Origin of the sequence: Tessaracoccus flavescens, from assembly GCF_001998865.1 — a bacterium.
Taxonomy (GTDB): domain Bacteria; phylum Actinomycetota; class Actinomycetes; order Propionibacteriales; family Propionibacteriaceae; genus Arachnia; species Arachnia flavescens.
In genome coordinates, this window is record NZ_CP019607.1 from 3,439,610 (window position 1) to 3,462,348 (window position 22,739).

Here is a 22,739-nt window from a genome sequence, read left to right on the forward strand (position 1 = left end):
GTAGGAGCGTCAACTGCAGTTCGAGGACGCTTCCGTAGGCGCTGCGCGGCGTGGCGCGGACGGTCGAGCGGCCCCCCGCACGGCTGTCGATGATGCCCTAGGACGGTGCTGAATAACCCGCGCGTCGCGGGGTGCTGATCGGGGTGGGCTTGCGATCCTTGTTTCATGCAGGGTGAGGCTGATCGGCAGCGGGAGCTGTTGGACGTGGAGGCGTTGGCGGGACATCTGTTGGTGCCGGGGAGCGTGTTCGCGTTCCTGGCCGAGCACCGGTTGCGGTTGTTCCCGCCGGAGCTGTTCGCCGACCTGTTTCCCTCGGGGCGGGGTCGGCCCTCGATCCCGCCAGAGGTCATCGCCTCGGTGCTGGTGCTGCAGTCCTTGTACGGGCACTCTGACAGGGAAGCGGTCGAGGCGCTCACGTTCGACCTGCGCTGGAAGGCCGCGTGCGGGTACGCGGTCGACGGGGCCGGGTTCCACCCTTCGACGTTGACGTACTGGCGTAAGCGGCTGGCCGCCAGCCAACGTCCGGACCGGATCTTCGAGGCGGTCCGCGAGGTCGTCATGGCTACCGGTGTCCTGTCGGGCAAGACGCGGCGGGCGTTGGACTCCACGGTGCTCGACGACGCGGTCGCCCGGCAGGACACGGTCACCCAGCTGATCGCCTCGATCCGCCGGGTCGGCCGCGACGTGCCGGGCGCGCACGCACTGGTGGTCCAGGAGTGCACCCGGTTGGCCGAGGTCACCGGCGGTGACTACACGGTCGCTGGCAAGCCGCGGATCGCCTGGGAGGACGAGGCCGCCCGGACCGAGCTGGTGAGCGCACTGGTGGGCGACGCCCTGGCCCTGCTGGCCGCTCTCGACGCCGCCCACCACGACGAGCACGGCGACCCGGACGGCCTGGCGCTGCTGTCCGAGGCGGGTGGGAAACCGGCCGAGGCCCTCGCGCTGCTGGCGTTGGTCGCCGGGCAGGACGTCGAGCCGGCGGAGGGTTCCGACGGCACCGACGGGCGGTGGCGCATCGCCCGCAAGACCGCGCCGGACCGGATGATCTCCACCGTCGACCCCGATGCCCGGCACGCGCACAAGACCCGCGAACGGCGTCAGGACGGGTTCAAGGCCCATGTCGTCGTCGAGCCGGACACCGGGCTGATGACGATGGTGAAGCTGACGAAGACCAACGGGGCCGAGCACTCCGACGCCGCGGTGGGTGCCGACCTGGTCACCACCGACTCCACCCTCACCGCCACCCCTGACGCGCCGGTGCAGGTGCTCGGCGACTCCGCCTACGCCTCCGGTGACATGCTGGCCACGCTCGATGCCCGCAAGTGGGAACCGGTCCTCAAACCCTGGCCGCTGCGGCCGGCTGTCGAGGGCGGGTTCACCCTGGACGACTTCATCCACGACCCGGTCGCCGGGACGTTGACCTGCCCGGCCGGGCTCACCCGCGGCGTCAGTGCCAAGGGCAAGGTGACCTTCGGCGCCGCGTGCGCCGGCTGTCCGCTGCGGCAGCGGTGCACCACCGCCGAACGTGGCCGCAAGGTCACCCTGGGTGAGCACCACCAGCTCCAACGACAGCACCGCGAACGAGCCACCGACCCGGACTTCCAGGCCGTCTACCGACGGCACCGGCCGATGGTCGAACGCTCCATCGCCTGGCTCACGCGCGGAGCACGCCGCGTGCCCTACCGGGGCGTGGCCAAGAACGACGCCTGGCTGCACCACCGCGCCGCCGGTCTCAACCTGCGACGCCTCCTCAACCTCGGGCTCACCGTCCAGGACGGGACCTGGGCCATCGCCTGAGGGTGGGACCGGGGGCCGCTGGGCCCTTGCCACGCCGCCCCGATCGAGCGCAGGATGGCCTCAGGCGGGCGGAACGACCCCGACTGTCGCACCCCAGGGTGCTGACCTCACTGCCGCAAAGACGGCCTTGGCGGCGCTCCGCCCGCCCCCCTCACGCCATACCCGCCTCAGATCACACCTTGTTCAGCGCCCTCCTAGGCCTCCAGCACGCTCAGTGCCTCCCGCAGTGAGGCGCGCGAACAGTCGAGCTCTCCGGCCAGGTCCCGCTCGCCCGGAAGCGCGTCGCCCGCCCTCCAGCGACCCTGCAGGATCATCTCGCGCAGCTTCGACAACACCGGCGTGGGCGTCACCGTCGGTGAGCCCGGACTCTCGTGCAACACGTCGCCTCCCTTACGTTCGTAGTTGCGGTGTATCGGCGGGGGGCCGACACCCTCCCGGGGCTCGGAGGAGGCCGGGAGGATGCGACCTGAGCGGCTCCGGAGCAGAGATCTGGGCCGCGTGCGCCTGAAGTCCACGGTCCACCTGTTAGCCTGAGACCGCTTCGTAGAGAAAGGCACGAACGTGTTGATGCACAACAGGCAGGGTGACGTCCTGTACCTGGCATGCCTCGGCGCGCTCGAGTCGCATGTCCGACGCGCGGGCGAAGCAGCCCTCGCCGATGAGATGTTCAAGGCGGATCCGACCTTCGGTATCTCGTCCCCCTCCGTGGAGCCACCGCAGACTCTGCGTCCGTAGCACCGAGCTATGCGCAGCGACGGCCCCGAGGGAACCTTCCCCAGGGGTCGTTTTTCTTTCCCCACACATGTCAGCAGGCCTTGAAAGGAGGCGACCCATGACGGTACGGCTCAGACAACGACCGCACCGCGACATCGCTCCCGCAGCGATCGATCAGCACCGCACCACCAGCTTCGTGATCGGACTCGATTACGACGTGAAGGGTGAGGTGAACTGGACGAGCGCGGTGACGGGCATCCTCGACGGGATCTACAGCCCGTTCAAGGTGCACCAGAGCCACCGCGTACGTTCGGCGGGCGGCGGCGTCGACATGGCGTGGCCGCTGATCGTGCGGCTGAACTACTGGGTCGACATCCCCTTCCGACGCGTTCCCGACCTGCACAGCAGGGCGTCGCGCTTCGACATCCTGCGCCGCGACGGTTGGACGTGCGCCTACTGCGGCGGGTACGCGAACACGGTCGACCACCTGTTCCCCGCGTGCCGCGGAGGCGGATGGACGTGGGGCAACCTCGTCGCCGCGTGCGCCGCCTGCAACCAGCTCAAGGCCGACCGCACCCCGGACGAGGCCGAGATGCGGCTCCTGTTCGACCCCCGCGTGGACCAGCGGGAGTACGCAGGGGTACAGGCCGAGGTGTGGCGGATCCTCCAGGACGGACTCATCTGAGTCGAGTGCCCGGCGCATGGTCGGGGCCTCGTGCATCCTTCGCTAGAGGGGACGAGGCCTCGACCATGAGTCCAGCTTCGGGCCTCGCGGCAGGCGTGAGGGTGCCCGAGAGTGACTCGACGATCTACGAGGCGATGGCAAGGCCCAGTCCAGGCCCGTTGTGGCCATCGCGCGTGCGGCCGACGCCACGTTGGAAGGGCTCGACCAGCACGTCCAGCAGGGTGGGATCGATCCGATGCCCGGTGTTGACGACCCTGAGCACCGCGCGCCCGTCTAGCGTCGCGGTCGAGATCCTTGCCCGCCCGTGTTCGGGCAGGTTGTGCACGATCGCGTTCTGGGCGAGGTTCGGCCGGTCAGCAGGGCGGCGACGTGCGGGTCGGGATCGGCCTGTGCTACCTCGATCAACGCTCCTGACACGGCGAGGGGAGTGCGCAGTTCATGGGAGGCGTTCGCGACGAAACGCCGCTGACGCTCGACGTCACCCTCGACGCGGGCCACCATCGAGTCGAAGGCGTCGGCCAGCTCCCGCAGGTCGTCGCGGCGACCCCGCATGCCGATCCTGTGGCTAAGGTGGCCCCAGTTGTCGTCGAGTTCTCCATGCGGGCACGCCACCTAACTGAGAAGCGGTCGGGCAGGCTCCGCTAGCATCCAGCCATGGACGCCGACGACGAACAGCAGACGGTGCCGCGCGCATTCAACGACCCGTGGCGGGCCCAGTGGAGTTCGCTCCTTGCCACCCTGCTCGTCGTTCCCGCGCTGCTGATCGTCAACCGCGACCGGCTGCACGCGGAGTCGCTCAGGGAGTGGGTTGCCGGCTCGACCGACCTGCTCCTGCTGCTCGGATCGCTGACCTGGATCGTGTTCGGCCTCCTCTATCTCGGCTGGACGCAGCTGATCTTCGGAAGGCTCGACGCCGCGCGTCTTTCCGCGATCACCGCACGGCAGGCACGCGAACGGCACACGCTCTCCGATGAACTCTCCGGGTTCGGCGGACCAGTCTCGTGGTCGGTGAGCACCGCGATCATCGCAGTGCTCGTCTCGGTCTTCGTCATGCTCAACGCAGACAGGTGGCCGCCGCTCGTGGCACCCGTCCTGGCGATCGCCGTCGCCATGACGTCGTGGGTCTCGATGACCTACGCCTATGCGCTGCGCTACGCACGCCTGGCTGCCTCCGGGGCCACCTTCCGGTTCTCCATCGCCGAGGAGCCACGCTTCGTCGACTTCCTCTCGCTGTCCTTCCTCACCTCCACGCTGCACGGCAGCGAGATCCATCCGACGACCCGGGCCGGGTTGAAGGCGGTTCGGGGGCATGCGCTGACCGCCTTCATGTTCAACGCCGTGGTCGTTGCGCTGACCGTCTCACTGGTGGTCACCTCAGTCAGCCGGTGACGGTGGATAGGTGACGAGCGAGTCGTCGCCGACGACGGCACCGGCGCTGAGTTCCGCCTTCACCGTGCGTCCGGAACCCATCAAGTGGTCGACGGCGACCCCGCGCGCGAGCACATGGTCGGCGATGATCCTGCGGTGGCAGCGCCACCAGAGGGCCTCGGCGCACATCACCGCGCAGGTGACCTCTGACGAGGAGGCGACCAGGGCGTCCAGGGCGCGGCGGAAGTCGTCGCCCAGTGCGTGGTCGGCGTAGTTGTGGAAGCTGCGGTTGGTCCACCACGCGTTGACCTCGAAGGGCACCACCCGGCTGACGGGACGTCGACCGGTCAGCGCGGGGCTCGGCTCGAGCGCGATCCCTGCCTCGGCCAGCGAGTCTCCGAGCGCCGCGGCGTCGAACTGCGGATAGCGGGCCGAGCCGCGCAGCTTGCGCACATCGACCACCAGCTCGATGCCCACCGAGCGCACCACGTCGACGAACTCAACCGAGCTGAGGTTCGAATGGCCGACAGTGAAGATGCCAGGCACATGGACTCCCTTCCGGTGAACCAGTCTGCCGCCCGACAGCGGCGAACGCAGCCGCCGGGCGGCAGGGCGGGCTCAGTGCCCGGTGTTGGCGAGGTAGGCCCGGGCGGAGACGCCGCGCAGCATGAGGCCTGCGAAGACCGGGACTCTGAGCAGGATCAGCGCCGCGACCCCACCAGTCCAGGCGAGCGCCGTGGTGAAGGACCCGGTCGCCGCGGTGGCGAGGGCTGCCCCGATGGTGGCCGGGAGTTCCTGCGCGTACAGCAGCGCCGAGGCGAGCGTTTTCGCCGCATCGAGCACGCCTACCGGCACCCCTGACGGCGCAGCCCGGTCGAGGAACATGTTGCGGATCAGCGAGAGGGCGCGGGCATGATCGCCGCGCCCGGGACGCCGAGCAGGGCCAGGACGAGGACGGGAGGGCCGACCCAGGTGCGGCTCGTCGCCTTCCGCTGGACTTCGGTCATCAGGGTCGCCAATCAGTTACTTGACCAAACAGTGAACATCACTGTTAGGTATACCAAAATCGTCGACAGGAGGTAGGCATGGCACGACCGAAGCTGATCGAGGCCACACTCACGGCGGTGGAGGAGCGTGGCGTCACCGCGCTGACGCTGGACGCCGTCGCCGAGCAGGCGGGAGTCACCAAGCACGGACTGATCTGTCACTTCCCGTCGAAGCACGCGCTGATCGCAGGCATCCACGAGGAGCTGACGGCAGGGTTCGAACTCGCTCTGATCGAGGCCGCAGGCGGGCCGCCGGAGCGGGCGAGCCTCGTCGAGCGCACCCGCGGCTACGTCCGCGCCGCCCTCAGCGCCTCGATGAACGTCGAGATGCAGCTGATCATGGAGGCGGCCAACGAGCCCGAGTGGATGGCGCCGTGGGAGCGCGTCTACCGTCGATGGTTCCCGGAGATCGGGCAGCCGGTCCGGGGGTTGGACGAGATCTCGCTCCGGTGCCTGGTGGCGCGGATGGCGGCCGACGGGCCCTGGGGGTACGGGGCCGTTCTACCCACTGGCCTGAGCGACGGCGACCGCGAGCGACTCGTCCGCACGATCCTCGCCGATCTGGACGGCGCGTGAACCACGACAGGATGCGGCGGCGTCGCGGGGCGGCCCGCGCCCCGCTGGTTGCAGGGGCGGCCGCGGTCCTGCTCCTCGCCGGCTGCGTCGCCGGCGCCGAGGGCGTCGCAGAGTCCCCGGTGGGCGAGTTTCCTGGGGGAGAGCGGCCCGACTATCAGCTCGGCGGCCCCTATCCACCCGCAGAGGACGTGGGCATCGTCGTGCGCGACCACCGTGAAGCGCCCGAGCAGGGGCGCTACAACGTCTGCTACCTCAACGCCTTCCAGGTCGACGACGACGGCGAAGGGCACTGGGCCGATGCCCTGCTCCTCCTTGCCGATGGCGCGCCGGTCATCGATCCGGACTGGAACGAGCCGCTGCTTGACACTTCCGACGCGGGGACGCGCGAGAAGATCGCCGACGTGGTCGGCGCCTGGATCGACGGCTGCGCTGAGGCGGGCTTCGACGCTGTCGAGTTCGACAACCTCGACTCCTACCTGCGCTCAGGCGGTGCACTGACCGCCGAGGACAACCTCGCGCTCGCCGGGGACCTCGTCGCGCGGGCGCATGGGCGCGGCCTCGCCGCCGGGCAGAAGAACTCCGCGGAACTGACGAAGCGGGCGCGCTCGCTCGGCTTCGACTTCGCCGTGACGGAGGAGTGCCAGCATTACGACGAATGCGGAGCGTTCACCGACGCCTACGGCGCCTCGGTGATCGAGATCGAGTACGCCGACCAGCCGCAGGCCAACCTGGCCGAGGCGTGCTCCGAGCGGGGAGACACGATCTCGATCGTTCGTCGCGACCGCGAGTTGCTCCCAGCAGGAGCCGAGGGGCACGTGGCACAGTGGTGCTGAGCCCAAACGCGCAATCTCGGTGAGCGTTTCGGGTGTTTTCCATGGTGCTCGCTCTGACAAGGAGTTTCGCTGGGTGGCCTTCGTGGTCGACGGGGACCGCGCATTGGGCCGCCCCTCGGATCAGCGATAGCCTGCCCGCACTCCGGGCCACGTCGGATGGAAACAAGGAGGTTCCGCTGTGGCGACGCCGGCAGATCATGCTGCACCCATGCCAATGGGCAATGTCGGTCGGCCACGCGATCTCACCCGCAACGCGACGGCGCACCGCCGCACGCTGATGGCCGTGAGCAAGGCCTTCTACGAGCGGCCGCTGACCGAGGCCGACCCGCACCGCGTCGGCCCCGGCAAGGTCGACGGCAAGTACTTCGCCTTCACGGGCAACACCCACTACGGCGTCCAGAACCTGGAGTACGACCCCTATCTTGAGCGCTGGTGGATGGGCGTGTACCAGGGCACCAAGCCCCAGTACCCCAACTACCTGATGTTTGCGGTCGACGCCAAGGACGGGCCCAGGTACCAGAGCCTCACCGGCCTCGACGGCGAGAAGGGCCTCCTCCTTCCGCTCGCCCAGGACGGCCTTCTCGACGAGGCGACTGGCATCCGCGGCTGGAACCGCGACGCGTCGGTCGGCATCCAGAGCCTCGACAACGGGCTCTACTACCTCGCCGAGCAGACAAAGATCGACGGCCAGCAGGCCTCGGAGATCACCCTCGAGACCTGCACGGGAGACGCGGAGAACCCGTTCGTCCCAGTCACCGAGGACTTCGAGTATTCATGGCAGCCGGGCGCCGTCTACACGGAGGGTGACGAGACCCGGTTCGCCGGTTCCGCCTGGCGCGCAGCCTGGTGGACGCAGAACCAGCGCCCCGGTGACGAGAATGGTCCGTGGCAGGAGATCATCAGCACTGACGACGGAACCGCGGTGTGGACCCCGACCAGGATCTTCACTGCAGGCGAGGTCGTCGAACACGACGGCACCACCTGGACGGCCAAGTGGTGGACGCGCAACCAGGAACCGGGCGATCCGCCCGGGGCAGGCTCCACAACGGAAGGCATGAGATGGTCCCCATCGCCCCCACCGGGTTCCACGACGCATACCTGTTCGACCTGGACGGGACGATCTACCTCGGAGATGACCTCCTCCCGGGGGCGCGGCGCCTGATCGAGGAACTGCGCCGCCGTGGAATCCCGGTGCGCTTCCTGTCCAACAACCCGACGAAGGCCCCCGCACAGTATGCGGAGAAGTTGGAACGCCTCGGGCTTGCGACTCCCGTAGGCGACATCGCCAACACCGTCGCCACCATGACCAACTGGCTCGTCTCCAACCACCCCGGGGCAACCGTCTTCCCGATCGCGGAACGCCCGCTGATCGATGCGCTCACCCAGGCAGGGATCCGGATCAGTGAAGACCCCGCAGAGATCGACATCGTCATCGCCTCGTACGACCGTGGGTTCACCTACGAGAAGCTGCAGATCGCGTTCGACGCCATCTGGTTCCACCGGCGCGCCATCCTCGTGGCGACCAACCCCGACCGGTACTGCCCCTTCCCCGGCGGGAGGGGAGAGCCCGACTGCGCGGCCATCGTGGCCGCGATCGAGGCGTGCACCGGTGCCACGTGTCAGCAGATCGTCGGCAAGCCCGACCCGAGCATGGTCACCCAGGCGCTCGCCGGTCTCGAGGTCGACCCGCGCCGGTGCGTCATGGTCGGAGACCGGCTGGGCACCGACATCGAGTTGGCGGTCAGGGCGGGGATGAGCTCTGCCCTTGTGCTCACCGGGGACTCGACCCTCGACGACGTCCTGGCCACCCCGGAGGCTCACCGCCCCACCTACATCCTCGAGCGCATCGACCGGCTCATCCCCTCCTGGGACGAGCTCGGATGGACCGCCGACGAGGAGACCAGATGACAGCAATGAGCCCAAAGCGGGCGGAAGGACACCTATGACACAGCTTGATCGAGCCTTGAAGACGGCCGATGAGACCCGCGCGATCGAGTTCGGGCCAGGAGTTCTGGAGCGCACCGGTGAGATGTTCGCGCGCCTGTTTCCCGGCCGGAGGGTGCTCGTCGTTGCCGACGGCAACACGTGGGGGCGCCACCGCTGCCCCGAGACGCTCGGCCTCTGAGCCGACCCCGGACCGCCGCGACCCTCCTGCTCGCGGCAGAGGCGACGCCCCGACGGAGATGACCTCCGTCGGGGCATCGTCGCTTCGGACCTGGCCCTGCGATCCTCTGGCAAAGGCGGCCCCCGATGATTTAAGTTGGAGGGCATGAAGCTCACCGGAAAACTCATGGAAGCCATCAACGACCAGGTGACCCTCGAGATGGAGGCAGCGGTCGTCTACCGCCAGCTGGCCATCGAGATGGAGGTCATCGACCTGCCTGGCATCGCGGGCTGGTTCCGCGCCCAGTCGGACGAGGAGATCGTCCACTGTGAGAAGTTCATCGCCCACATGGTCGACCGCGACGCGCACCCCGCCTTCAAGGCGATGCCCGCAGTCACGGTCGAGGTCGACAGCGTGCTCGACGCGTTCACGGCGGCCCTGAAGCACGAGCAGAAGGTCTCCGAGGCCATTCGTGAGCTGTACCGCATCGCGCAGGCCGAGGGGGACATCGACGCGATCCCGCTGCTGAACTGGTTCGTCGACGAGCAGCTCGAGGAGGAGGCGACCGTCTCGGAGATCGTCGGCCGGGTGAGCCTGATCGGTGACGACGGGCCCGGCCTCCTGCGCCTCGACAGCGAACTCGGCGACCGCACCTCCGCGGGCACCGAGCCCGCCTGATCACCACGGTCGACCCGCGACGGGGGAGTCGGTCTTTGATCGATCAACCTCCGTCGCGGGGGACGGCGGGCCTTGACATCGCGCCTTGTCACAGCCGAATCTGACTGTCGAGCTGGCTTGGTGGATGGTCCTGTCCATGTGATCGTTACACAACTGTGACTGAAAAAGCCCCGACAACGGCGTCGGACTCCGCAATAGTCATCTATGTCACCTAGGGAGGAGGCCCCATCGGAGGGGCCCGACCGGAAGGAGGCGAGCTGTGGCTCGTCGAGTATTGAAGTCCATCGCCGTGGCATCCAGCCTCTCGCTCGCAGTGCTGCTGAGCGCTTGCGCAGATGTCGGCACCGGGGGCGACACGGCGTCGCCCGGATCCACCGCCGCGACCACCGGGGGCGGCGACCAGGCGGGCGGCACGCTCGACTGTGAGGCGTACAAGAAGTTCGGTGACCTCGAGGGCACGACGGTCACCGTCTACACCTCGATCATCGCCCCTGAGGACCAGCCGCACATCGACTCGTGGGTGCCCTTCGAGGAGTGCACCGGCGTCGACGTCGAGTACGAAGGCTCCAAGGAGTTCGAGGCCCAGCTCCTCGTTCGCGTGAAGGGTGGAAATGCCCCGGACATCGCCTACGTCCCGCAGCCGGGTCTGCTCGCCACCCTCGTGCGCGAGACGGGTAAGGTCGTCGAGGCCCCGGCCGAGACCTCGGCCAACGTCGACGAGTTCTTCGACCCCGCGTGGAAGGGCTACGGCTCCGTCGACGGCAAGTTCTACGCAGCCCCGCTCGGCGCAAACGTGAAGTCCTATGTCTGGTACTCGCCGAAGACGTTCACCGAGAAGGGCTACGAGGTCCCCGAGACGTGGGACGACCTGATGACGCTGACCGAGAAGATCGCGGCAGACAACCCTGACGCGAAGCCGTGGTGCGCAGGCTTCGGTTCCGGCGACGCCACCGGCTGGCCGGGCACCGACTGGCTCGAGGACGTGCTGATGCGCACGGCCGGCCCCGATGTCTACGACCAGTGGGTCGCCCATGAGATCCCGTTCAACGACGCGAAGGTCGTCGAGGCGCTTGACACCGCGGGCAAGATCCTGAAGGACCCGAAGTACGTCAACGGCGGCTTCGGCGACGTCAACTCCATCGCGACGACCACCTTCCAGGACGGCGGCCAGCCGATCCTGCAGGGGAAGTGCTTCATGCACCGTCAGGCCTCCTTCTACGCGGCCAACTGGCCCGAGGGCACCAAGGTCGCCGAGGACGGCGACGCGTGGGCCTTCTACCTCCCGGCCGTCGACCCCGAGGCAGGCAAGCCGGTCCTCGGTGGTGGCGAGTTCGTCGCCGCGTTCGCTGACCGTCCCGAGGTCAAGGCCTTCCAGACCTACCTCTCCAGCGCCGACTGGGCCAACGAGAAGGCGAAGGCCACCCCCAACGGTGGTTGGGTCTCCGCGAACAAGGGCCTCGAGATCGACAACCTCGCATCGCCGATCGACCGCCTGTCTGCCGAGACGCTGCAGGACGAGAAGGCGGTGTTCCGCTTCGACGGTTCCGACATGATGCCGTCGGTGGTCGGTGCGGGCACCTTCTGGAAGGGCATGACCGACTGGATCACCGGTCAGTCGACGCAGGAGTCGCTCGACTTCATCGAGCGTTCCTGGCCGCAGTAAGGGTTCCAGCTGAGTGTCGATGGGGCAGGGACAGCGCGGTCCCGGCCCCTTCGGCTTTGCGCACCAACAAGGAGGTTGCTGCATGAAAATCATGGACAAGTTCGGCGACATGCTGATGGCGATCGTGGTGTTCGCGCTCGTCGTCGTGCTCATCGTCGCCCTCGCGTGGCTCGTCGGCCAGATCCGGACGAGGGCGTCTGGAAAGGTGCAGGGCTTCATCTACATCCTGCCGGTGCTGATCATGTTGCTCGGCGGCCTCGTCTACCCTGCGATCCTGACCATCAGGCAGGCGTTCGGCGGGCCGACCGGCGACGAGGGCTTCGGCGTCGAGAATTTCGTCGCCGTCTTCACCAGGCCGGAGCTGCTGCGTCCGCTGATCAACACCGCGATCTGGGTCGTGTGCGTCCCGGTCTTCGCGACCATCGTCGGCCTCGCCTACGCCGTGCTGGTCGACCGCTCGCGGTTCGAGGCGTTCGCGAAGGCGCTGATCTTCCTGCCCATGGCCATCTCGATGGTCGGCGCCTCGATCATCTGGAAGTTCATGTACGACTTCCGGGCGGCGGGGGAGACTCAGGTCGGCCTGTTCAACGCGATCCTCACCGGCATCGGATTCCAACCGGTCGACTTCATGCAGATCAGATGGTGGAACACGTTCTTCCTCATCGTCGTCATGGTGTGGATCCAGGCCGGTTTCGCCATGACCGTCCTGTCGGCCGCGATCAAGGGCATCCCGGACGAGATCATCGAGGCGGCGAAGATCGACGGCACGACCGGATGGAAGCTGTTCCGCTTCATCACGCTGCCGAGCATCCGTGGCTCGCTCGTGGTGGTGCTCACCACGGTCGGCATCGCGACGCTGAAGGTCTTCGACGTGGTGCGTACGATGACCGGCGGTCAGTTCGACACCTCCGTGCTTGCGCTGGAGTTCTACAACTACTCGTTCCGCTACTCGCAGTACGGGACGGGCGCCGCGCTCGCGGTCGTCCTGTTCATCCTGGTGTTGCCGATCGTGATCTACAACGTCGTCCAGATGCGAAAGGACGCCTGACATGAGCAGTAACGTCCCCGACGCCGTCGGCCACGAGAACATCGTTCCCGACCCGGACGGCCACGAGAACACCCAGCTCGACACCACGGGCCCTGAGAGCACCGTCCACGAGGCGAAGCTGAAGCGTCGCGGTCACTCGGCTGCGGGTAACGCGGCGCGCGCCATCTCGTCGCCGTGGGCGTCGGTCGCCGCCGTCATCCTCGCGATCATGTGGACGACGCCGACCCTCGGCCTGTTCATCACCTCGTTCCGCACCCAGGAGGACATCCAGAACAGTGGATGGTGGACCGCGATCCTCAGGCCCTGGTTCACGGTGAAGAACTACGAGGCGGCGCTGTTCGGCGGCTCGACCAGCCTGATCGACTACTTCGTCAACTCGTTGGTGATCACCATCCCGGCGGTCATCATCCCGCTGATGCTGGCAGCCCTGGCCGCCTATGCGATCGCCTGGACCAAGTTCCCCGGCCGCAACTGGATCTTCGTGGGCATCTTCGCCCTGCAGATCGTCCCCCTGCAGGTCGCGCTGATCCCGCTGCAGCAGATCTACAACGCGCTGCAGCTGCCGTCCTTCTGGCAGGTGTGGCTGTCGCACTCGATCTTCGCCCTCCCGCTGGCGGTGTTCCTGCTGCACAACTTCATGAAGGACCTTCCGGCCGAGCTGATGGAGGCGGCCCGCGTCGACGGCGCCGGCCACAACGCCATCTTCTTCCGGGTGATCCTCCCGCTGATGAAGCCGGCGCTTGCGTCGTTCGGCATCTTCCAGTTCCTGTGGGTCTGGAACGACCTGCTCGTCGCGCTGATCTTCGCCCCGGCCCGCGCCAACGCACCGCTGACGGTGCGCGTGGCGGAGATGTCGGGAACGATGGGCGGCCAGTGGTACATGCTCTCGGCGGGTGCGTTCATCTCGATGATCGTGCCGGTCGCGGTGTTCCTGTTCCTGCAGAAGTACTTCGTCCGTGGCCTGCTCAGCGGCGGGCTGAAGGGCTGATCCCCACCGGAACTGACCGATCTCGCTGAGACGTTTGTGTGGGTTCACCGCCCGGGGCGGGTCACCTGGTCGTTCAGCGGAACTGGACGATGTTGTTGAACACCCACTGGCTCTGCTGGGTGAACCGGTAGCCCCCGCCTGCCTTCGGCAGCGCAGCGTAGACGGTGGCCTTCGTGTACGAGCGGCACCCGTTGCCGCCGGTGGCTGCGGTGTCGCACTCGGTGCGCCAGTCGCGGCCGTCGGCGGCGGTCCAGGTGCCGGTCCTGGCCAGCGGGTTGCCTGCCCACTGGGCGCGGGTCATCATCGGCAGGTAGGTGAGGTTGTTGAACGCCCATCCCTGCCTGACCTCGAACCCGGTGGCGGTCTTGACCACGACGGTTGCCCAGATGTCGGTGCGGCAGCGTTCGGTCTGCGAGTAGGCCTCGCACGTGGTGAACCAGGTGCGTCCGTTGATCATGTGCGATCCGGGGATCGTGTACGGCGCGCTGCGGGGCACCTCCGGCTTGACAGTCGGCTTCCCGGTCGGCTTCGCGGTCGGGAACTTCGTCGGCTTCCCGGTCGGGGACTTGGTCGGGGTGGGCTGCGGCGACGGCGAGACCGACGGGGACGGTGAGGCCTTCGGGGTCACGGTGATCGTGAACGAGGTGGTGGCCTGATTGCCCTTGGCATCGGTCACGGTGACCTCGACGCTCGAGACACCAGCCGCGGTCGGGGTGCCCGAGATCACACCGGTGGCCTCGTCGATCGACACTGCAGGAAGACCCGACGCCGCAAAGGCCAGCGGCGAGGCGTCAGCGGCCTTGACCGGGACGCTGATCGCGGTCCCTACGTCGGTGGTGACGTCGGCGACCTTCTCCACCACGGGGCGGAGCGTGTCCTCGCCGGTCATGTCGACCGAGAACTCACCGAGGGTGGTGTAGTTCTGCGTCGCGACCTGCGCCGTCTTCGACACCAGCAGGAGGTACTGCGTCGTGATCGGAGCCTTCAGCGGGACCCACTGCACGGACTGGCCTGCGGGGAGGGTGGCGCTGAGCACCGGCTCGCCCCATGCCGCGAGGTTGGTGCCTGCGGCGACCGTGCGATCGGTGGTGGCGTAGAGGTCGAAGTCCTTGATCTGGCCGTTCGCCGCACCGGAGCTGACGCCCTGACGCGGGGTGAGGCTGATCGCGCAGATCTCCGCCTCCTGGGCGAGGCCCACCACCAGCTGATGGGGGTGCTTGGTCTCGCTCGGGCTCCACTGCGTGTGCCAGAACGTGTTCGGGTTGCCGTCGAGCACGTTGGTGGCGAGCGCGACCTCGTTCGAGTCGTTCTGCTCGCTCGACACGCGCACGACCTCCTTCGGGGAGGTCACCGTCGTGCTGCACGAGAAGACGGCGGGGATGGACGTGCTCGCGGAGACGCCGTCGCCGATGAACTTGAACGCGGTGGCCGTGTTGTGGTTCGGGTCCTGCTGGGCGACGGCGGATCCGTCGACCACCAGGGGCAGCTGGGTGATGGCGTTGATCAGCGAGTACCCGCCGTCGACCTTCTTCACCCACCACTTCTGCAGGTTCGAGGAGGCGCCGCTGCTGGCGCAGGTCTCGACGCTCGGCTTCTCACCGAACTTCTGCGGCGAGTTCAGGGTTGGCCGGCTTGACAAGCGTGTATGTCACGCCCTGCGCTCATGATAAGAGCGAGGGTCAGGGCTGCGCAGGACATTTTTTCTGGAACTGCTTCCGCCCGAGCAGCACACCGCAGCTGGGATTCCTCCGGGGCGCATGGCCAGCGGCGTTTGACCTCGATACTTCATGGCGGTCGTGATCGGGCTGGTCGGCGCTGGTGGGCCAGTGTCGCGGGGATGGTGTAGAGCAGGTAGCGGAGTCGTTTGGGTTCCCAGCGGAGCCGTGGTCGGGGCCGTGATCACCGCCCAGTGACCAGACCCTGGCGCGTGACTGCTGCCTGGCTACACCGATCGCCTTGTCCGGTTTCGGGGCCAGGGTCGTGATCAGGCGGACACCGGTCGGGTCCGAGGCCACACGGCCGTAGACGGCTGGCTCGGCACGCGTGTCGATGTCGCTGAGGCTCTGGCACCCAGGACCAGACTGAGCGCCAGATCCATGATGGACTTGCTTGGGTCATGCACCGCTGAGGTCAAGGGGCACTTTCGCCATCTCAGGATGCTACGGCCCACCCGTAATGAAAGCGCGAGGTTAAGACGAGGAGGTAGAATGGCGGGCATGTTGAAGGGTATCGCTCGTGGCGGCGGAATCGCCCTCTGGGGACTGCTGATGTGGGTCCCCGCGACCGGCTTCACGGCCGGATTCACCTGGTCGACGTTGGCAATGCTGCTGTTCACCTCCTGCTGGGGCATCTACTACGCCCTCCGGCCCATCACCTGGCGAACAGCTGGACTCCAACTGGTCTCGGTATGGGTATTCACAGCTCTGCTGTCCCTTCTCAGCCATCAGGCGGCCTCGCTGGAGGAGGCGCTTGTAGTGAGCATCTTGTATCGCACCGGATACTTAGTCACCTGGATGGCTCCGGTTGCCCTGATGGCGTACATGCTCGTCGATTGGCGCGCCCGCAAGGCGACGTTCGCGGCCCGGTCGGTATCGCCGCAGGCCTAGCTAGCCTCGATGTTTCATGGCGCTCGCCACGAACTTGAGGAACCTGGAGCACCGCCCACCGGCCGCGTCAGCCGGCCACCAGCACGCCCACCGGCAGCACGAACTCACCGATCAATACCAACGTCAGCAACCAGACCAGGCCACCCCATGAAGAGGCTAGGTTCCGGACGACCCAGCGACCGCGGTTACAAGTTCGGAGGGCCAAGCATCCGCTCCAGGCCTGCAACTGGGAGTGTTGTAGACATCTCACAACTCTTCAGATTCGGCCGTTTTCGGGACACGGCTTGCTGGACCCCCAGCGGGCCCGTTGAGCCGGCCCGAAACCTAGTGCCGAAACCTAGACTGGCCCAAAAGCAGCATTGACCGTTTTCGGGACAGGGCCGAAACTGGAACTAGCTAGGACGAAGGGAGAAGGAACCATGAACGACTACGACACCCCGGCGGACTTAGCCAAGGCGATGCGTGACCAGCTCGGCCGGCCGCCGTCGGAGCTAGCCCAGCACCTCACCTCGACCGCCAGGCTCAATGTGATCGAGCTGTGGCCCGAGCTGTTCGTCGAAGTGAGCGACGTCGACGCGCAGGCGATCCAAGATGCTTGCGTGGCGAGCTGGCACGAAGGTTGGGAGCCCAACCGTGCCGACGTCGAGGACATGGCCGCCAAGGCCCGCGGCGAGATAGACCACGATGAGCTGCTGCGCCGCGCTCGCCAACGTGCGCGTTGTGAACTCGGTGTACTGGAAGCTGCCGGTTCCGGCGGTCCAGCTGGCGAGCGCCGGTACCGTGGCCGGCGCCCCGCTGCTGGTGGTCTGGATCGGGGGAGCGGCGGCGGCTGCCTGCTGCGGCGCGGCCCCGGCGACCGCTATGGACGCGATGAGCGCTGCGCCGGCAAATATTCCCACGGCGCGTGTACGTTTCGCCATTGAACGTCTCCTGGTGGGTTGGCTGTTAGCGGTTCCAGTCAACTGATGTCTGCTGTCTCGCGCAATGCAGGGCGGCAACATGCGCACCGTGTGCGAGCGTTCACGCAGACCGGAGGGCGTCCGCTACCGGCGAAATGGTCACCCTTCCTACGGAGGTCCGCGGGCACTAGATTCCGGCGCAACGACGACTGCCCAGGAGATGGAAATGACGTACAAGCCCGAGACCCTCGCCGTGCACGCCGGCCAGGAGGAGCCCGACTCCGCCACGAACGCCCGCGCGGTGCCGATCTACCAGACCACGAGCTACGTCTTCGACGACGCCCAGCACGCCGCCGATCTCTTCGCGCTGCGCACCCCGGGCAACATCTACAACCGGATCATGAACCCGACCCAGTCGGTGCTCGAGACCCGAGTCAACGCACTCGAGGGTGGGGCCGGCGCACTCGCGACCGCCTCCGGTGCCTCAGCCATCACCTACGCGGTGCTGAACCTCACCTACGCGGGCGACAACATCGTCGCGCTCTCCACGCTGTACGGCGGAACCTACGCGCTGTTCGCCCACACGCTCGCCCAGTTCGGGATCGAGGCCCGGTTCGTGGACCCAGCAAAGCCGGAGGACCTGAAGAACCACGTCGACGACAAGACAAAGCTCGTCTTCGGCGAGACGGTCGGCAACCCCGCACTCAACGTCGTCGACCTCGACGCGTGGACGGAAGCCAGCCACGAACTCGGCCTGCCGTTCATCGTCGACAACACCGTGCCCACCCCGTATCTGACCAAGGCGTTCGACCACGGCGTTGACGTCGTCGTGCATTCGGCCACCAAGTACCTGGGCGGCCACGGCAACTCGCTCGGCGGCATCATCGTCGACTCCGGCAAGTTCGACTGGGCGGCGCACGCCGACCGGTTCCCCGGCCTCACCGCACCGGACGAGGCGTACCACGGCGTCGTGTGGACGGAGGCGGCAGGTCCGGCGGCGTTCATCATCCGAGCGCGCACCGTCCTGCTGCGCAACACGGGTGCGGCGATCGCGCCGATGAACTCGTTCCTGCTGCTGCAGGGGATCGAGACCCTGCACCTGCGCATGGAGCGCCACTCCACCAATGCGCTCGCGGTGGCCGAGCACCTCCAGGCCCACCCCAAGGTGGCCTGGGTCAACTACCCGGGGCTCGAGTCGAGCGACACGCACGAGATCGCCAAGCGCATCCTGAAGGGCGGCTTCGGCGGGCTCGTCTCCTTCGGGGTCGCCTCAGGCAGGGAGGGCGGCACGAAGTTCGTCGAGGCGCTGCAGCTGTTCAGCCACCTGGCCAACATCGGTGATGCCAAGTCGCTCGCGATCCACAACGCCTCGACGACCCACTCGCAGCTCGGCGAGGAGGAACTCGTCGCCGCCGGTGTCCCGGCGGAGATGGTGCGCCTGTCGATCGGCATCGAGAACGTCGACGACATCATCGCCGACATCGACCAGGCGCTGGAGCAGATCTAGCCCTGGTGCGGCTGCTGTTCCTGATGGGCCCGGTCGGCCTCGATCTGGTCCTCGGGGACGGCGCCGTCGTGGCCGTGCGCCACCTCCTCGTCGGTCCTCTCCTGGGTGCCGGCATCGGGGGTGGGGTCGGCCTCTTCCGGCGGGCCGGGGACATGCGATTCGGACATGGATGATCCCTTCTACAGACTGCACTCAGGCTAGCCTCCCCTTGCTTGTCGCGGGCGTGAACCAGTTGTCCCGATCGCTCTGAGAGAAACTGCTGCCTGCGGGCCAGGGGCCCATGACGGTGCTGCCGACGAGCGGAAATCGCTGCGACCAGCGGTTTTGTTGAATCCGGTCGTTTCTGCACGGCGAGACTGCCGCAAATGGGGGCTGGTCAGGCTAGCCTCTCCTGCCTGGACGGGGGAGTGGGGCAGTGCTCGAATTGAGCCATGACAACGCTCGAAGAGACCACGAAGGACCATTCGGCCGACCTGTCGGATCGGCTCAACTGGTTGCGCGCGGGGGTGCTCGGCGCCAATGACGGCATCGTCTCCGTCGCGGCGGTCGTCGTCGGTGTCGCCGCCGCCGTCCAGGACATCACGCCCATCCTGCTCGCAGGCGTCGCGGCCCTCGTCGGTGGTGCCATCTCCATGGCTCTCGGCGAGTACGTCTCTGTCTCGAGCGCTGCCGACTCGCAGCGCTCCCTGATCGGTCGGGTCAACGCGCTGCTGCGCTCGGACCGCGGCGAGGCGAACGAGCAGCTGGTCGACACCTACCGGGCGCAGGGCCTCAGCCAGGCGACGGCCGAACTGGTCGCCTCCGAGCTCACGGACAAGAACCGCGCCGAGGTGCTCCTGTCGCAGCGCTACCACCTCGCCGAGGACGAGATCCTCAACCCATGGCACGCCGCCCTCGCCTCAGCCGTCTCCTTCGTCGCGGGAGCGATCCTGCCGTTCCTGACCATCCTGCTCGTCCCGCTTCCCTGGCGGATCCCGGTGACCGTCCTCGCGGTGCTGCTCGCCCTGGCACTGACCGGCGGACTCGGCGCGAAGCTCGGCGACTCCCCGGTGGCGCCCGCGATCTGGCGGGTCGTCATCGGCGGCGTGCTCGCCCTCGGCGCGACCTACGGGATCGGCGCCCTGCTCGGCGTCGCCGTCGGCTGAGCGGAGATCAGCCTGGGATCGCTCGCCACCTGGCCACAAGCGCAGGGTCATGTCGACCCCAGTCCTTGTCGATCCACAGGCTGTGAACGAAGAGGTCGGCCGATGGGGCTCGGACCTGACTCGACGTCAAGGCGAACACCCGGTTCAGATCGTGGAGCGACCAGTCGCTCTCGATACCCCCGAAGAGGCCCCCGTAGGTGATGGAGATCAGAGCATCGATCCCCTCAACCACCGCGGGGTAGCGCAGGTGACAAGCCGTGACCGCTTCCCGGAGCCGGGACTGGAGCGAATCAGGCCAGCGCCTCGTGAAGGGGTCGCGTTCAAACCAGGAGCGGAAGGTCTCGGACGTCACCGTCAGGTACTCCCAGAGGTGATCTTCGAGCGAGTCCAGTTCCTCCATCTGAAGCCCGACCGCGCTCCGCCATCGACGGAAGGTCACAAGGGCCAGCGCCTGCCTCGCAGCGACAGAGAGATCGCTGTGCTGGGTCGGAGGCGCAAACACCAGTTGATCGCGGTACGCACTGTGCCTGATGTAGCAGTCCGCCTCGTCCTTGACTGGTAGATCCACCTCGTTGATCCGGTTCCACGCCGAGTCGAAGCGTTGGGCAACCGGAGTGCACAAGAGGCCCACCACATCCGGGCGCGTGCGTTCCGGGACTTCCTCGTCCACGGACATGACCATGTGTGCTGGTACGCGGATTTGGCGAGTCCGTCCATCCACGTCAAGGAGACGCAGGAGGCGCGTCAGCTCTCCCGGCCCGGCGGTGGACAGAGACTGGGCGATCAGGAGGATCATCGCAGACCCGTCCTTTCAGCCCTCAGACGATGCAGAACTCGTTGCCCTCTGGATCGGCCATGACGATCCAGTAACCCATGCTCGGATGGTCGAAGATCTGCTGCTGCGTGGCGCCTGCCGCGACGAGTTCGTCGGCCTTCGTCCGCATGGCCAACCGGTCCTTGTCCTGGGGAGAGACCGAGACGCGCACGTCGAGGTGGATCCGGTTCTTCACCGTCTTCGCCTCGGGCACCTTCTGGATGAAGATCCGCGGTCCGAGGCCGTCGGGGTCCACGATGGCGTTGGCGTCGTTCCACCGCTCCTCGGGGAGGTCCCAGGCGGTCAGCGCCTCCTCCCACGTCTCGTGCGGCGCGGGAGGCGCCTCGCGGACGTAGCCGAGCGCCAGCGCCCAGAACTCGCCCTGGGCGCACGGATCCGAGGCGTCCATCGTCACGCTGAACTTCGGTGTGTGTGTCATGGGTCAATGATCCAGCAGTAGTGGTCGCTTGTGGGCTGCCGCCACCGGTTGCGCAAGAATGGGGGAGTGAGCGTTTCCAGCCTCGGGATCGTCGAGACCCAGACCGCGACCGTCTTCGACCCGGCACACCCACTTCGAATGCGCAGCGGCGCGACGCTGGAGAACGTCGAGGTCGCCTACGAGACGTACGGGACGCTCAACGAGGCGCGCAACAACGCGATCTACATTTGCCACGCGTTGACCGGGGACGCGCACGCCGCCGGCCATCACGAGGGCGAGGACCGTCCCGGCTGGTGGGACAACATGATCGGCCCGGGCAAGCCCATCGACACGAACCGCTGGTTCGTCGTCGCCTCGAACATCCTCGGCGGCTGTCGCGGCACCACGGGGCCGTCCTCGACCAACCCCGCGACGGGGGAGCCGTACGCGCTGGACTTCCCGCTGCTGGACATGGCCGACTTCGTCAGCGTGCACCGAGGCCTCGCCCGGCACCTGGGCATCGAGCAGTTCGCCGCCGTCGTCGGAGGCTCGCTCGGCGGCATGCAGGTGCTCCAGTGGGCGCTGAGCCACCCGGCCGACATGGGAAGGGCGCTGATCTTCGCCGCCTCGTCGCGACTGACGGCCCAGAACATCGCGTTCAGCGCCGTCGGTCGGCAGGCGATCATGCGCGACTCGGGCTTCAACGACGGCCAGTTCCTGACCCGTGGCACCAAGCCGTCGAAGGGGCTGTCGGTCGCCAGGATGATGGCCCACATCACCTACCTGTCCGAGGAGGCCTTCCAGGAGAAGTTCGGTCGCTCGGCCCAGCAGGGCGAGTTGTCGCCGAACTTCGGGATCGACTTCGCCGTCGAGAGCTATCTGGAGCATCAGGGCGAGCGGTTCCTCAGCCGCTTCGACCCGCTGAGCTACCTGTACCTGACGCGGGTGATGGACTACTTCGACCCGTTCGCCGACGAGAAGGCCCTTGACGCGCTGATCGCCGACCCGGTGCGGTTCCTGGTGGTGAGCTTCGACACCGACTGGCGCTTCTCGACCGAGCACTCGCGACGGATCGTGCGGCATCTCGAGGGCGCCGGGCTGCCCACCTCGTTCCGGGAGATCCATTCCCCGTGGGGGCACGACTCGTTCCTGCTCGAGGTGGAGCAGTACCACGAGACCGTGCGCGCCTTCCTCGACCGGGCTGGTGAGGAGATCGCATGACCGAGCGTTTCAGGGCCGACCTGGCAGTCATCGCCGACCTCATCCCCGAGGGCTCCCGCGTGCTCGACCTCGGCTGCGGCAACGGCGACCTGCTGCAACTGTTGATGGAGAAGGGGTGCACGGGCACAGGGGTCGACCTCGACCCCGGGAACGTGCTCGAGTGTCTGCGGCGAGGCGTCAACGTGATCGAGCTCGACCTCGACACCCAGCTTGCCGAGTTCGGAGACGACTCCTACGACTTCGTCGTCCTCTCGCGCACGCTGCAGACGGTCTACAAGCCGCGCGGGGTGCTCGCCGAGATGGGGCGCATCGCCGTCCATTCGCTGGTGTCGATGCCCAACTTCGCGTACTGGCGCAACCGGCTGCGGCTGCTCGGCGGCCGGATGCCGATGTCGAAGGACCTGCCTTTCGACTGGTACGACACGCCCAACCTGCACCACTCGTCGATCCCCGACCTCGAGCCGCTGTTCACCAGCCTCGACATGGTGATCGACCGTAGGATCGCCCTCGACGGCGACGGCCACCCCCATCGGGCTGGGCGGTTCGCGCCGAATCTGCTCGCCAGCTCGTCGCTGTACGTGCTGCACGCCAGGCGCTGACGGCCGCCGGTCGGGTGCTCAAGGCGCCAC

At 67.4% G+C, this 22,739-nt stretch carries 29 protein-coding genes; 20 read left to right on the top strand and 9 right to left on the bottom strand.

What is annotated here, in order from left to right; translation table 11 throughout:
* Positions 1–165 precede the first annotated feature (165 nt).
* A complete protein-coding gene (locus BW733_RS16595; protein WP_077346978.1) occupies positions 166–1,797 on the top strand; it encodes an IS1182 family transposase in 1,632 nt (543 codons plus the stop codon).
* Positions 1,798–1,991: 194 nt separating this feature from the next.
* Here the strand turns inward: BW733_RS16595 and BW733_RS19620 are convergent, their stop codons facing one another.
* A complete protein-coding gene (locus BW733_RS19620) occupies positions 1,992–2,177 on the bottom strand; it encodes a FadR/GntR family transcriptional regulator (protein ID WP_237268242.1) in 186 nt (61 codons plus the stop codon).
* Positions 2,178–2,358: 181 nt separating this feature from the next.
* Here BW733_RS19620 and BW733_RS18385 point away from each other — a divergent pair, with 181 nt between their 5' ends.
* Together BW733_RS18385 and BW733_RS19625 are read left to right on the top strand one after the other, a co-directional pair.
* Complete coding sequence (locus BW733_RS18385; protein WP_161490269.1) at positions 2,359–2,532, top strand: hypothetical protein; 174 nt, start codon at positions 2,359–2,361, stop codon at positions 2,530–2,532.
* Positions 2,533–2,629: 97 nt separating this feature from the next.
* On the top strand, positions 2,630–3,196 hold the full coding sequence (locus BW733_RS19625; protein WP_161490270.1) for an HNH endonuclease: 567 nt from the start codon (positions 2,630–2,632) through the stop codon (positions 3,194–3,196).
* 124 nt (positions 3,197–3,320) lie between these two features.
* On the opposite strand, the gene BW733_RS16610 is transcribed toward BW733_RS19625, so the two are convergent.
* Both BW733_RS16610 and BW733_RS20210 read right to left on the bottom strand, forming a co-directional pair.
* On the bottom strand, positions 3,321–3,521 hold the full coding sequence (locus tag BW733_RS16610; protein ID WP_161490271.1) for an ATP-binding protein: 201 nt from the start codon (positions 3,519–3,521) through the stop codon (positions 3,321–3,323).
* Positions 3,470–3,697, bottom strand: a complete 228-nt coding sequence (locus tag BW733_RS20210; protein ID WP_418361348.1) for a histidine kinase dimerization/phospho-acceptor domain-containing protein — start codon at positions 3,695–3,697, stop codon at positions 3,470–3,472. The genes BW733_RS16610 and BW733_RS20210 overlap by 52 nt, the downstream gene beginning before the upstream one ends.
* Between BW733_RS20210 and BW733_RS19630 the strand changes: the two genes are divergently transcribed.
* Both BW733_RS19630 and BW733_RS16620 read left to right on the top strand, forming a co-directional pair.
* Positions 3,635–3,841, top strand: a complete 207-nt coding sequence (locus BW733_RS19630; protein WP_077352271.1) for a hypothetical protein — start codon at positions 3,635–3,637, stop codon at positions 3,839–3,841. The two genes, BW733_RS20210 and BW733_RS19630, sit on opposite strands and share 63 nt — an antisense overlap.
* A 9-nt stretch (positions 3,842–3,850) precedes the next feature.
* Positions 3,851–4,585, top strand: a complete 735-nt coding sequence (locus tag BW733_RS16620; protein ID WP_077352273.1) for a DUF1345 domain-containing protein — start codon at positions 3,851–3,853, stop codon at positions 4,583–4,585.
* Here BW733_RS16620 and BW733_RS16625 read toward each other — a convergent pair.
* Together BW733_RS16625 and BW733_RS16630 are read right to left on the bottom strand one after the other, a co-directional pair.
* A complete protein-coding gene (locus BW733_RS16625) occupies positions 4,571–5,110 on the bottom strand; it encodes a DUF488 domain-containing protein (protein WP_077352275.1) in 540 nt (179 codons plus the stop codon). The two genes, BW733_RS16620 and BW733_RS16625, sit on opposite strands and share 15 nt — an antisense overlap.
* Before the next feature lie 72 nt (positions 5,111–5,182).
* Positions 5,183–5,449, bottom strand: a complete 267-nt coding sequence (locus BW733_RS16630) for a hypothetical protein (RefSeq protein ID WP_077352277.1) — start codon at positions 5,447–5,449, stop codon at positions 5,183–5,185.
* Between the two features lie 200 nt (positions 5,450–5,649).
* Between BW733_RS16630 and BW733_RS19850 the strand changes: the two genes are divergently transcribed.
* From BW733_RS19850 to BW733_RS16675, 9 genes are all read left to right on the top strand, one after another.
* The gene (locus BW733_RS19850; protein ID WP_077352279.1) at positions 5,650–6,186 is read left to right on the top strand and encodes a TetR/AcrR family transcriptional regulator; all 537 of its coding nucleotides are present in this window, start codon (positions 5,650–5,652) and stop codon (positions 6,184–6,186) included.
* A complete protein-coding gene (locus BW733_RS16640) occupies positions 6,183–7,019 on the top strand; it encodes an endo alpha-1,4 polygalactosaminidase (RefSeq protein ID WP_237268243.1) in 837 nt (278 codons plus the stop codon). The genes BW733_RS19850 and BW733_RS16640 overlap by 4 nt, the downstream gene beginning before the upstream one ends.
* 208 nt (positions 7,020–7,227) lie before the next feature.
* A complete protein-coding gene (locus BW733_RS16645) occupies positions 7,228–8,181 on the top strand; it encodes a carbohydrate-binding protein (RefSeq protein WP_077352281.1) in 954 nt (317 codons plus the stop codon).
* Positions 8,079–8,927, top strand: a complete 849-nt coding sequence (locus BW733_RS16650) for an HAD-IIA family hydrolase (RefSeq protein WP_077352283.1) — start codon at positions 8,079–8,081, stop codon at positions 8,925–8,927. Before BW733_RS16645 ends, BW733_RS16650 begins: the two co-directional genes overlap by 103 nt.
* Before the next feature lie 34 nt (positions 8,928–8,961).
* Entirely contained in the window at positions 8,962–9,144 is a 183-nt protein-coding gene (locus BW733_RS16655) for a hypothetical protein (RefSeq protein WP_077352285.1), read from the top strand.
* Between the two features lie 144 nt (positions 9,145–9,288).
* Positions 9,289–9,801, top strand: a complete 513-nt coding sequence (locus BW733_RS16660) for a ferritin (protein ID WP_077352287.1) — start codon at positions 9,289–9,291, stop codon at positions 9,799–9,801.
* 259 nt (positions 9,802–10,060) lie between these two features.
* A complete protein-coding gene (locus tag BW733_RS16665; protein ID WP_077352289.1) occupies positions 10,061–11,464 on the top strand; it encodes an ABC transporter substrate-binding protein in 1,404 nt (467 codons plus the stop codon).
* Positions 11,465–11,546: 82 nt separating this feature from the next.
* Entirely contained in the window at positions 11,547–12,512 is a 966-nt protein-coding gene (locus BW733_RS16670) for a carbohydrate ABC transporter permease (RefSeq protein WP_077352291.1), read from the top strand.
* Position 12,513: 1 nt separating this feature from the next.
* Entirely contained in the window at positions 12,514–13,500 is a 987-nt protein-coding gene (locus BW733_RS16675; RefSeq protein WP_077352293.1) for a carbohydrate ABC transporter permease, read from the top strand.
* A 73-nt stretch (positions 13,501–13,573) separates the two neighbouring features.
* Here the strand turns inward: BW733_RS16675 and BW733_RS16680 are convergent, their stop codons facing one another.
* On the bottom strand, positions 13,574–15,139 hold the full coding sequence (locus BW733_RS16680; protein ID WP_077352295.1) for a putative Ig domain-containing protein: 1,566 nt from the start codon (positions 15,137–15,139) through the stop codon (positions 13,574–13,576).
* A 577-nt stretch (positions 15,140–15,716) separates the two neighbouring features.
* Here BW733_RS16680 and BW733_RS16685 point away from each other — a divergent pair.
* The 3 genes from BW733_RS16685 (at position 15,717) to BW733_RS16695 (ending at position 18,512) form a co-directional block, all read left to right on the top strand.
* Positions 15,717–16,106, top strand: a complete 390-nt coding sequence (locus BW733_RS16685) for a hypothetical protein (RefSeq protein ID WP_152024773.1) — start codon at positions 15,717–15,719, stop codon at positions 16,104–16,106.
* A gap of 419 nt (positions 16,107–16,525) precedes the next feature.
* A complete protein-coding gene (locus BW733_RS18065) occupies positions 16,526–17,029 on the top strand; it encodes an antitoxin VbhA family protein (RefSeq protein ID WP_152024774.1) in 504 nt (167 codons plus the stop codon).
* A gap of 202 nt (positions 17,030–17,231) precedes the next feature.
* The gene (locus BW733_RS16695; RefSeq protein WP_179947122.1) at positions 17,232–18,512 is read left to right on the top strand and encodes an O-acetylhomoserine aminocarboxypropyltransferase/cysteine synthase family protein; all 1,281 of its coding nucleotides are present in this window, start codon (positions 17,232–17,234) and stop codon (positions 18,510–18,512) included.
* Here the strand turns inward: BW733_RS16695 and BW733_RS18390 are convergent.
* Entirely contained in the window at positions 18,509–18,679 is a 171-nt protein-coding gene (locus BW733_RS18390) for a hypothetical protein (protein ID WP_161490272.1), read from the bottom strand. The genes BW733_RS16695 and BW733_RS18390 overlap by 4 nt on opposite strands.
* 264 nt (positions 18,680–18,943) lie before the next feature.
* Between BW733_RS18390 and BW733_RS16700 the strand changes: the two genes are divergently transcribed.
* The gene (locus tag BW733_RS16700) at positions 18,944–19,657 is read left to right on the top strand and encodes a VIT1/CCC1 transporter family protein (protein WP_077352303.1); all 714 of its coding nucleotides are present in this window, start codon (positions 18,944–18,946) and stop codon (positions 19,655–19,657) included.
* Positions 19,658–19,664: 7 nt separating this feature from the next.
* Here BW733_RS16700 and BW733_RS16705 read toward each other — a convergent pair whose 3' ends face one another.
* Together BW733_RS16705 and BW733_RS16710 are read right to left on the bottom strand one after the other, a co-directional pair.
* Positions 19,665–20,327 (bottom strand): hypothetical protein, encoded by a 663-nt coding sequence (locus tag BW733_RS16705; protein ID WP_161490273.1) that lies wholly within the window; start codon positions 20,325–20,327, stop codon positions 19,665–19,667.
* Positions 20,328–20,475: 148 nt separating this feature from the next.
* A complete protein-coding gene (locus BW733_RS16710) occupies positions 20,476–20,910 on the bottom strand; it encodes a VOC family protein (protein WP_077352307.1) in 435 nt (144 codons plus the stop codon).
* Between the two features lie 66 nt (positions 20,911–20,976).
* Between BW733_RS16710 and metX the strand changes: the two genes are divergently transcribed.
* Positions 20,977–22,110, top strand: coding sequence for a homoserine O-acetyltransferase MetX (gene metX, locus BW733_RS16715; protein ID WP_237268244.1), 1,134 nt, complete (start codon positions 20,977–20,979; stop codon positions 22,108–22,110).
* Positions 22,107–22,709, top strand: a complete 603-nt coding sequence (gene metW, locus BW733_RS16720) for a methionine biosynthesis protein MetW (protein WP_077352309.1) — start codon at positions 22,107–22,109, stop codon at positions 22,707–22,709. Before metX ends, metW begins: the two co-directional genes overlap by 4 nt.
* Positions 22,710–22,739 lie beyond the last annotated feature (30 nt).